Annotated in this window: 7 protein-coding genes; 4 read left to right on the top strand and 3 right to left on the bottom strand. The window is 74.9% G+C overall.

What is annotated here, in order from left to right:
• Positions 1-150: 150 nt before the first annotated feature.
• Both ACWGI8_RS31775 and ACWGI8_RS31770 read right to left on the bottom strand, forming a co-directional pair.
• A complete protein-coding gene (locus tag ACWGI8_RS31775; RefSeq protein ID WP_453666185.1) occupies positions 151-813 on the bottom strand; it encodes a sigma-70 family RNA polymerase sigma factor in 663 nt (220 codons plus the stop codon).
• A gap of 109 nt (positions 814-922) precedes the next feature.
• Entirely contained in the window at positions 923-1,816 is an 894-nt protein-coding gene (locus tag ACWGI8_RS31770) for a hypothetical protein (RefSeq protein WP_453666183.1), read from the bottom strand.
• Between the two features lie 216 nt (positions 1,817-2,032).
• Here ACWGI8_RS31770 and ACWGI8_RS31765 point away from each other — a divergent pair, with 216 nt between their 5' ends.
• Both ACWGI8_RS31765 and ACWGI8_RS31760 read left to right on the top strand, forming a co-directional pair.
• Complete coding sequence (locus tag ACWGI8_RS31765; RefSeq protein WP_453666182.1) at positions 2,033-3,268, top strand: MFS transporter; 1,236 nt, start codon at positions 2,033-2,035, stop codon at positions 3,266-3,268.
• Between the two features lie 29 nt (positions 3,269-3,297).
• A complete protein-coding gene (locus tag ACWGI8_RS31760; RefSeq protein WP_453666181.1) occupies positions 3,298-4,635 on the top strand; it encodes a sugar ABC transporter permease in 1,338 nt (445 codons plus the stop codon).
• 25 nt (positions 4,636-4,660) lie between these two features.
• Here the strand turns inward: ACWGI8_RS31760 and ACWGI8_RS31755 are convergent, their stop codons facing one another.
• A complete protein-coding gene (locus ACWGI8_RS31755) occupies positions 4,661-5,848 on the bottom strand; it encodes an acyl-CoA dehydrogenase family protein (protein WP_453666179.1) in 1,188 nt (395 codons plus the stop codon).
• Positions 5,849-5,957: 109 nt separating this feature from the next.
• On the opposite strand from ACWGI8_RS31755, the gene ACWGI8_RS31750 reads away from it, so the two are divergent.
• Together ACWGI8_RS31750 and ACWGI8_RS31745 are read left to right on the top strand one after the other, a co-directional pair.
• On the top strand, positions 5,958-8,039 hold the full coding sequence (locus ACWGI8_RS31750; RefSeq protein ID WP_453666178.1) for a CoA transferase: 2,082 nt from the start codon (positions 5,958-5,960) through the stop codon (positions 8,037-8,039).
• A complete protein-coding gene (locus ACWGI8_RS31745) occupies positions 8,036-9,682 on the top strand; it encodes a class I adenylate-forming enzyme family protein (RefSeq protein WP_453666177.1) in 1,647 nt (548 codons plus the stop codon). Before ACWGI8_RS31750 ends, ACWGI8_RS31745 begins: the two co-directional genes overlap by 4 nt.
• The last annotated feature ends 6 nt before the right edge of the window (positions 9,683-9,688 follow it).

The following is a 9,688-nucleotide window of genomic DNA, read 5'->3' as shown; positions in this document are numbered from 1 at the left end:
GCGGGGGGGCCCGGGGGGGGGGGGGGGGGGGCGGCGGGGGCGGCCCGCCCCGCGCGGGGCGGGTTGGGCCGGCGCCGGGCCACTGGGGGGGGCCCCCGCCCCTCACCGGGGGGGGGGCCCCGCGCCGGGGGGCCCACCGCCCGGCAGGGCTCACGCCGCCACGGTCAGCGCGTCCTCACCACGCGGAGGCGGCCCGGTCTCCTCCGCACCGCAGGGCCGGTCGGCTTCGTACAGCAGGTCGGCCAGCGCCGCGCGTGCCCGGGCGACCCGGGAGCGCACCGTACCGACGGGACAGCGGCAGAGTGCCGCCGCCTCCGCGTACGGCAGTCCGACCAACTGCGTCAGCACGAACGCTTCACGCCGCTCCTTGGGGAGCGCCGCGAGCAGTTCGGTCAGCGCCACGCCTTCCTCGAAGCCGGGCAGGCCGCGCGGCTGTGCGTGTTCGACAGCCGTCTGCCAGTCGGCGGTGTCCGCGGGCCGGGGCCGGGCGGCCGCGTGGCGCAGGCTGTCGACGACGGTCCTGCGCGCGATGGTCAGCAGCCAGGTGCGTGCCGACGAGCGCCCCTCGAAACGGTGCAGGCTGCGCAGCGCCCGCAGGAAGGTGTCCTGGGTCAGATCGTCGGCGGACTGGGGATCGGCGCTCAGGTACGCCACGTACCGCCATACGTCACGGTGCAGCGCCCGGACGAAGCGTTCCACCGCTTCGGGGTCGCCACGGCGGGCGTCCAGGGCCCAGTTGGTGACGGCCTCGTCGCCGTGTATTCGGGGGTGGTGCTCGGTTCCACGGGGCGGGCAGGGCAGGGCAGACGTCATCGCCTCATGTCCCTCTCGGTGTTCAGGGATTCCGGCGCGCGGTGGGACGCACGGCCGGTACTCGTGTCGTACGGCCGCGCCTTCGGGCGGGGCCGGGGGGAGCCGGCTGTCAGAGGACAGCGGGTACGACAGGAGGCCCTCGTGAGGTGATGGCGAAGACGAGCAGCTGCCGGCGCGGAGCGCGTGCGCCATCGTCCCGGCGGCGGCGCGGACGGCGGGGGCGGTGCGGGAGCGCGGGCAGGCGGAGCAACAGGAGCCGCAGGGATACGGCGAGCCGGCCGGCGAAGCCGCCCAGTACGCGGAAGGCACCGCGCAGGCGGGTGGCGGCACGGACACGCGTCGCGGCCCGCTCTCCCTGGGCGAGCCACAGCCCGGACAGGAGAGCGGCCAGCGCGTGCGCCGCGAGCATGCCGAGGGGCGACATGCCTGCCATGTGCTGGCCGGTGGCCGCGATGTCGTGGGCCATGCCGGCCATATCGGCGGTCATGCCGGTGATGTCGTGGGCCACGCCGGTCATGTCATGGGCCACGCCGGTCATGTCGTGAGCCATGCCGGTCATGCCATCGGCCGGACCGGCCATGTGGTGATGGACTGCCTCGTGGCCGTCCATGCCGTGGCCGCCTATGCCGAGGCCGTCCGTGCCGTGGCCGTCCACGGCGGCGCGGGCGGGTGCCTGCACCGTGCCACATGTGACATATTGCGCCCACTGCCGGGCCAGCGACGGACCGCCGGGCAGCACCGGACGGGCCGCTGCCTGAGCGAGTGAGAAACCGGCGTGCAGCAGTGCCTGCGCCGCCACCGCGGCCGATGTGACCAGGAGGGGGCCGCGTTCGCGCCGGGCGAGCCCCCAGGCTCCGGCGGCCGTCAGGACGAGCCCGCCCGCCACGGCTCCCAACGGAACCGCGGTGTCGGACATGACGGCATGCCCCAGGGCCGTGAGCAGCGCGCAGACGGCCGCGAACATCACGGCCCGAATCGCTCGCGTACATCGCCCTGTCGTCATGGCGGCCTCATCCTTGCATCCGCTCAACGGATTTCACCCGCCGGTTACGGAAAAGGCGCCGCGTGCACCTCAGTTGATCAACTGTGACACAGCACACAACGCTCCAGGGGAACTCGCCCGCCCGCCGGCACGACTCCTGACGGGGCCTCATCAGGCTCCGTCCTGCCCCGTCAGGCAGCGCGGGACACGGCAACAGGAAACGGCAACGGAGGGCATGTGGGGACCGAACCGGGGACCATACAGGGCGCCGGTCCGCCCAGCGCGGGTGGCGGTGAGGCCGGGGCGCCGCTGACGGCGCTGCTGACCTGCGCCATGGCCTTCTCGATGATGCAGCTGTTCCTGCTCGGTGCGCTGGGCCCGCGGCTGGTGGACGCCCTCGGCATCTCCCCCACCGTGCTGGGCCTGACGACGACGGTCGGCTTCGGCGCCGCGGCTCTCCTCTCCCCGCTGGGCGGGCGGTTGGTGGACCGCGTGGGCCCGAGGCGCAGCCTGGTCGCCCTGCTGCTGGTGACGGCGATCGCACTGGCACTGATCGGTTCGGCGTCCGGTGCGGGACTGCTGCTCGGGGCGGTGGCGCTCGGCGGCCTGCCGCAGGCGCTCGCCAACCCGGCGACGAACAAGGCGATTCTGGCCGCCGTGCCGCCCGAGCGGCGCGGGCCGGTCACCGGGATGAAGCAGTCGGGCGTGCAGCTGGGCGCGTTCGTCGCGGGGCTGCCGCTGGCGGGGCTGGCCGCGGTGGCCGGATGGCGGGCGGCGGTCTGGACGGCGGCCGCCACGGCGGTGGCCGCGGCCGCGTGGTCGGCGCAGGCCCTGCCGCCCGATCCGGCTCCGCCGGCCTCCGGGCCGCGATCCTCCCTGGTCCCCCGTGGCACCGTGGCCTGGCTGCTGTTCTTCTCGCTGCTGCTCGGCGGCGGCATCGCCTCCGTGAACACCTATCTCGCGCTCTACGGCACGAAGCATCTCCGGCTCTCCGCCACACCGGCCGCCGCGCTCGTGGCGGTGCTCGGCTGCGCGGGCATCGCGGGCCGCATCGGCTGGTCGAAGGTCGCCGGCGCGCCGGGACGTGCCCGCCGGCTGCCCGGGCTGCTGGCGCTCGGCGCCGTCGCGGCGGCACTCGTCCTGGCCGCTTCCTCGCGGTTGCCGGCCCTCGTCTGGGCGGCGGCGGTGGCCGTCGGCGTGTTCGCGGTGTCCGCCAACGCCGTCTCCATGGTGCTGGTCATGCAGCGTTCCGCGCCCGGCCGGGCGGGTCAGGACTCCGCGCTCGTCTCAGCCGGCTTCTTCGCCGGCTTCGCCCTGGCGCCGCCGCTGTTCGGCCTGCTGGCCGCGGACGGCCGCTGGACCACGGGCTGGCTGCTGGTCGCCGCGGAGTTCGCGGGTGCGGCGGTCGTGGCGGTGGTGTGGGCGGTACGGGACGGCACACGCGGCGGCCAGGAACGAGACGGCCGAGAATGAGACGGCCTGGAACGAGACGGCGGCCTGGAATGAACGGTGGTCATGACTGGGCCGACCCGGCCCTGGAGGCCGTCCTGGCGAGGGTCGCCCGCACCCGCGCCGAGACCGGCGACCGCTTCCCCCTCCACGCCGATCCGACGAGCGCCCGCTGGACCACCACGGCCCGCGGATCCTGGACGGGAGGTTTCTGGGCCGGGCTGCTGTGGCTGCGAGCCCTGCACACCGGCACCCCGGCGGACACCACCGCGGCCCAGGAGTGCACGCTTCGCCTGGAACCGTGGCTGACGTCGGACACCGCGACCCGCGGTCTGATCCTCTGGTACGGCACGGCACTCGCCCCGCCGCCCGCAACCGCCGGTTCCGAAGCCCAGGCCGGCGCGAACAGCCCCTCTCCGAACGGCCCCTCTCCGAACGCTTCGTCTCCGGACGGCCCGTCTCCGAACAGCCCACTTCCGACCAGCCGGACGCACGGTCGGACGCACCACCCGGGTTCGGACTCCGCGGCGGAGCCCCCGCCCGGCGCCGACCCGCGCCGGCCGGGCGGAACACCCGGCGGCCACGCCCACGTTCTGCGGCGGCGTGGGGCCGCAGCTCTCCTGCAGGACTTCGACCGGGAACTGGGCCTCGTGCCCTGGGGCGAGGCGTTCGGCGGGCCGCGGCTGCGGGCGCGGGCGGACGCCGTCCCCGGAGTCGTACAGCTGCTGGCCTGCGCCGGACCGGAAGGGCGGGCCGCCGCCGCATCGCATCTGGGGCGGCATCTGGACCTCTGCAATCAATCACCGTATTCCGCCTGGGAGTTCAGCCCGCAGGAGGAGGCCTGGTCCCCGCTGCCGGAGCCCGCCCCGGGGTGGAGCCGGGGCCGGGCATGGCTGTTGCTCGCGGCGGCCGACGGGCTGTGGCACCTCGGCGGAACGGCCTGTCATCCCGCTCTCGCGAGGCTGGTCGCGGCCGCGGTGGACCCGTCCGCGCCGCTGGTCCCGCCCGCGGACTCGGCACGGCCCGACGGACCTCTGGACACCTCCGCAGCGGCCATCACCGCGGTCGCCCTGCTCAAGCTCGCCGACAAGCCCTACGAGCCCTACGCGCCGGCCTGGTCTGCCGGGTCCGCCGGGTCCGCCGACGAGCCCTACGCGCCCGCCGCCAGGCAGCTGCTGAAGTCCCGCGCGGCGGACATCCTCCGACGGCTCGCCACGGTGCACACGACCACGGACGGCCGACTGCTGGACGGCTGCTACGACGCCGGCGGCGGCGCTGCGGACGGCACCGCGGACGGCATCGCAGTTCGCCACGAGCTCGTCTGGGGATCCTTCTTCTTCGCGTACGGACTCGCCGCGCTGACGGGCCTCGTGGACGTCCACGCCGCCTGACCACGTGACGAAGCCTGCCGTCCCGTCACGGCTCTCGCAGGACCCTGCGCGCCACGGACGTGATGTGGAGTTCGTCGGGACCGTCGAGGATCCGGGCCGTCCGGCCCGTGCGCAGCAGAGCGGGCAGCGCCGTGTCCGGCCCGAGGCCCGCCGCACCGTGGACCTGGACGGCCGCGTCCGCGACCTGGTGCAGCATGCGTGCGGCGGCGACCTTTGCGAGGCCCACCTCCACATGCGCGTCACGGCCGGCGGCGATCCGCGCGACCGCCTCGTACACGAGGGGGCGTGTCGTACGCAGCGCGAGCAGGGCGTCGAAGACGTGCTGCTGGACCAGCTGGAGCTGGGCGAGTTGTCCCTTCGACCGGGTGCGTGCGACCGCCCGCTCGCGCATGAGTGCGTACGCGCGCCGCGCCTGGCCGAGCCAGCGCAGACAGCGCAGGGTCCGGCCGAGCTGGAGACGCTCGGCCGCGATGTCGAGGGCCTGGCCCGGTGTGCCCAACACGTGGTCGTCAGGGACGGACACCCCGTCGAGCTCGATCTCGAACTGGCCGCCCGCGCCGAGCACGGGCAGTTCGCGGACGACGCGGAAGCCGGGCGAGCTGGTGGGGACGAGGAGGAGGGAGAGGCCCGAGCGGTCACCGGGCGAGCCGTCCGTCCGGGCCAGTACGGTCACCAGGTCGGCGCTGCCCGCTCCCGTGACGAACCATTTCCGCCCGCTCACGGTCCAGCCGCCGGGCCGGCGTACGGCCGTGGTGGCGGTCAGGAACGGGTCCGTGCCCGGGGTTTCGGGCTCCGTCATCGCATAGCAGGTGCGCAGCTCCCCGGCGGTCAGCCGCTTCGGGTACCGCTCGCGCACGTGGGACGTGCCGTGCCGGGTGAGCATGAGCACGTCCAGGAGGGGGGCGGAGCCCAGCACGGACGGCCCGTGGTCGCTGGCCCCTTCCGCCTCGGCGACATGCGCGTACGAGGCCAACGGGAGCCCCTGGCCGCCCAGTTCGACGGGCAGAGGCAGTGCCCAGAGTCCGGCGCGGCGGGCGCCGTCCTGGAGTTCGCGCAGGGTCGCTGCGGCCGCCGGGCCGCCCGCGTCCAGTTCCGGCTCGTGCGGCATGACCTGTTCGCTCACGTACCCGGCCACGCGGTCCCGTACGTCCCGTACATCGTGCGGGCACTCAGGCAGTCCGCGCTCCTCGTCCGTCACCCTGCGCACGTACATCACTCCAACCGTCCGGGAACCAAGGGGAACAGCTGTCCGACTGCCTGTCCCGTGGAACTGGTCGGGTGCGTGTGCTCCCGGGTTCCCGTGAGGAGAGGAGAAGCGACGCATGGCGTCACCAGCGACCACTCGGCGGGCTCAGCCGCTTGATGGCCTTCGTACGCGGCAGGGACCGGAAGACCCGTCGGGGCCGCGTGCCTGCGCGGAGCTCGTCGCCGGGCATCTGCGGCTGCTCGGCGCGGGGTCGCAGCCGCGGCCGGAGCCGGAGCCGAAGGCGGGAGCCGACGGCGAAGTGACGGCCTCCGGCTCCGCGCTCACCGTCGAAGGCCCTGGTTCCGCGCTCACCGTCGAAGGCCCTGGCTTCGCGCCCGTCACGGCTCGCATGACCTGGGCCGATCCGGTCCGCTCCGCCGACATCACCGACGAGGCCACCGCCCAGGCCGCGACCGGGATCATGGCGGTGCACGGCCGCAGGGACGGCGCCCCGCGCGGACTCGCGGCGGACTACGCGTCCACCGCCGCCGCCGTCCTCACCGTGCAGGGTGTGCTCGCCGCGCTCGTCGGCCAGGCGCGCGGCCGGAACGTCACCGGGGTGGCGACTTCCGTGGACCGGGCGGGGCTGCTGACGGTGTCCCAGTATCTGGCCGCCGCCGGGGCGGAGGAGCCCGAGGCGGCCGTACTCTCGCCCGGCGGGCCGCCGTTCACGTCCTGCGACGGCACGGTCTTCGAGCTGGAGACGCTCGACCCCGGCGCCTGGGCGATGTTCTGGCGGTCGCTGGACGCCCCGGAGGACGCGGTACGGGCGGGCTGGCGTCCCTTCCAGTTCCGGTACGCGACGGCCTGTGCGCCCTTCCCCGACGCCCTGCACAGCACGGCCCGTACGCATCCGTGGCAGCGGATACGGCAGGCGGCGGCCGGCTCCGGCGCCGAGGTCTGCGCGCTGCGGCCGCTGTCCTCGTACGACATCCCGGGCGGGCCGCCGTGGACGCTGACGCCGTACGGCTCCGGCTCTGTCCCGTCCGCCCTCCCGCTCCCGCCCGCCGCGCGGGAGCTGCCTCTCGCCGGGCTCACCGTGCTGGAGGCCGGGCGCCGTATCCAGGCACCGCTCGCCGCGCATCTGCTCGGACTGCTCGGGGCGGACGTGGTGCGCGTCGAGCCGCCCGGTGGCGACCCGTTGCGCGGTATGCCGCCGGCGTGTTCCGGAGTGTCCGCCCGCTGGCTCGCGCTCAACCGCGGGAAGCGAGCCGTCGAGGCCGACATCAAGTCGGCAACGGGCCGGGCCGTTCTGCGGGCGCTGGCCGCGGAGGCCGATGTGTTCCTGCACAACTGGGCTCCGGGCAAGGCGGCTCAACTCGGGCTCGACCACGAGGACCTGGCGGCGGTGAACCCGGCGCTGGTCTACGCGTACACGGGTGGCTGGGCGGGACGGCTGCCGGACGCGCCCATGGCCACCGACTTCATGGTGCAGGCACGCACGGGCGTCGGCGAGGCCGTACGCCCCGCCGACGAGCCGCCGGTCCCCTCACTGATGACCCTGCTCGACGTCCTGGGCGGTCTGCTCGGCGCGGAGGCGGTCCTCGCCGCGCTCCTGCTGCGTGAGCGCACCGGGCACGGCGTGCGCGCCGACTCCTCCCTGCTGGGCGCGGCCGAACTCCTCACGGCGCCCGCCCTGGCCCGGCTCACCGCCGGACGCGCGGCACGCCACCCGGCCGGTTTCCGCCGCCCCCTGCGCGCCGCCGACGGCTGGATCGCACCGTCCGACGCGTGCGCCGCCGCGGCATCGGCGTACGACGTGGGCGCGCTGACGACCGCCCAGGGCATCGAACTGCTGCGTGCGCACGGCCTCGCGGCGACGGCGGTCACGGACGTGACGGCCCCGGCGTACCCGAACACGCCGCCGCTCCCGGCCGAGCCGACCGCACCGTCGGCACCGACCGCACCGACCGCACCGACCGCACCGACCGCACCGACCGCACCATCCCGAGCGACCACACCATCCGAAGCGACCGCAGTGACCACACCATCCGCAGCGACCCAGGCGGACGCCGCCACTGACACCACCGGCACCAGCACGGGCGCCAGCACCTCGCCCCGCGGGCCCGGCCTTCTCTCCGCCCCCCGGTTCGCCTCCGACATCACCCGCGACACGCACGGCGCCCCCGTCGTCCCTTCCCCCTGGAGCTTCGTATGACCGCCGCGCTGCGTGATCTGCTCCCCGCCGAGCTGCGCCGTTCATGGGCCGCCGACGGCAGCTATCCCGACCTCGACCTCTACAGCCTCTTCCGCGCCCACCGGTTCACCGAGATCCACCGCACCGCCGTGATCGACGCCAAAGGGCCGCTCTGTTACACCGCGCTCGACCGTAAGGTGCGATGTCTGGCCGCCGGTCTCGCCGAGGCCGGCATACGCGCGGGTGAGGTGGTCGGCGTACAGCTGCCCAGCGGGCGGAACGCCGTCATCGCAGATCTCGCACTCGCCGCGCTCGGCGCCGTCGCCCTGCCGTTCCCCGTGGGCCGCGGCGGCCGGGAGGCCGAGAGTCTGCTGCGGCGCTCGGAGGCGGTGGCCGTCATCGCCGCCGTCGAGCACCGTGGCTGCGGGCATGCCGCCGAACTGGCCGCGCTCGCGCACCGGCTGCCCGCTCTGCGCACCGTGATCGCGGCCGGGCCCGGTGACATCCCCGACGGCGCCCTGTCGTTCTCCGCGCTGCTGCGTACGGACGCGAGCGGGTTCGGTGCCGCGCGGCCCGACCCCGACGGCGCGGCCCGCATCCTGGTCTCCTCCGGCTCGGAGGCGGAGCCGAAGATGGTCGCGTACTCGCACAACGCGCTGGCCGGCGGCCGGGGCAACTTCCTCGCCTCGCTCCTGCCGGAGAGAACCCCGCCGCGGTGTCTGTTCCTCGTGCCGCTGGCCACCGCCTTCGGCTCCAACGGCACCGCGGTCACCCTCGCCCGGCACGGGGGCACCCTGATCCTGCTCGACCGTTTCACACCGGAGGCGGCGGTCGAGGCGATCAGGGAGCACCGGCCGACGCACGTCCTGGGCGTGCCCACGATGATCCGCATGATGCTCGACCATCTCGACGGCACCGGCGAGGAGCTCCCGGCGCCGACGGCGCTGGTCCTCGGCGGCGCCCCGCTGGACGCGGTGACCGCGGCGGACGCCCAGCGCGCATTCGGCTGCCCGGTCGTGAACCTGTACGGGTCGGCGGACGGCGTGAACTGCCATACAGGTCTCGACGGAGAGACCGTACGCGCATCATCGGGGCAGGGCGTACTGGCCGGGCGCCCCGACCCCCTCGTCGCCGGCATCCGCATCGTGGGGCCCGATATGGCGGACGTGCCTCCCTGTCGTACCGGCGAGATCATCGCGAGGGGCCCGATGACCCCGCTCTGCTACGTCGGCGCACCCGAACTGAACACCCGCTACCGCACCCCCGACGGCTGGGTGCGCACCGGCGACCTCGGCCTGCTGGACGAGGAGGGCATGCTCCATGTCGTGGGGCGCCTCAAGGACGTGGTCATCCGCGGTGGCGCCAACATCAGCCCGGCCGAGGTGGAGCGGGAGCTCGCGACGCATCCGGCGGTCCGGGACGTGGTGTGCGTCGGCGCGGCGGACGCGCTGATGGGCGAGCGGCTCGCCGCGTGCGTCGTACCCCGGGGGCGTCGGATCCCCACACTTGACGAGCTGTGTGCGCATCTGACCGCGCGCGGGCTCGAGCGCCGCAAGCACCCGGAGCATCTGCTGGTGGTGGCGGAGCTGCCGATGACGCCCGCGGGCAAGCCGGACCGTACGGCGCTGCGGGAGCGGGTCGTCGCCGGAGTCCGCGCACACTGAGAGCAC

Source organism: Streptomyces sp. NPDC054841 (assembly GCF_053611045.1).
Note: the sequence above shows the minus strand (reverse complement) of the source record. Positions and strands in the feature narration are given on the sequence as shown.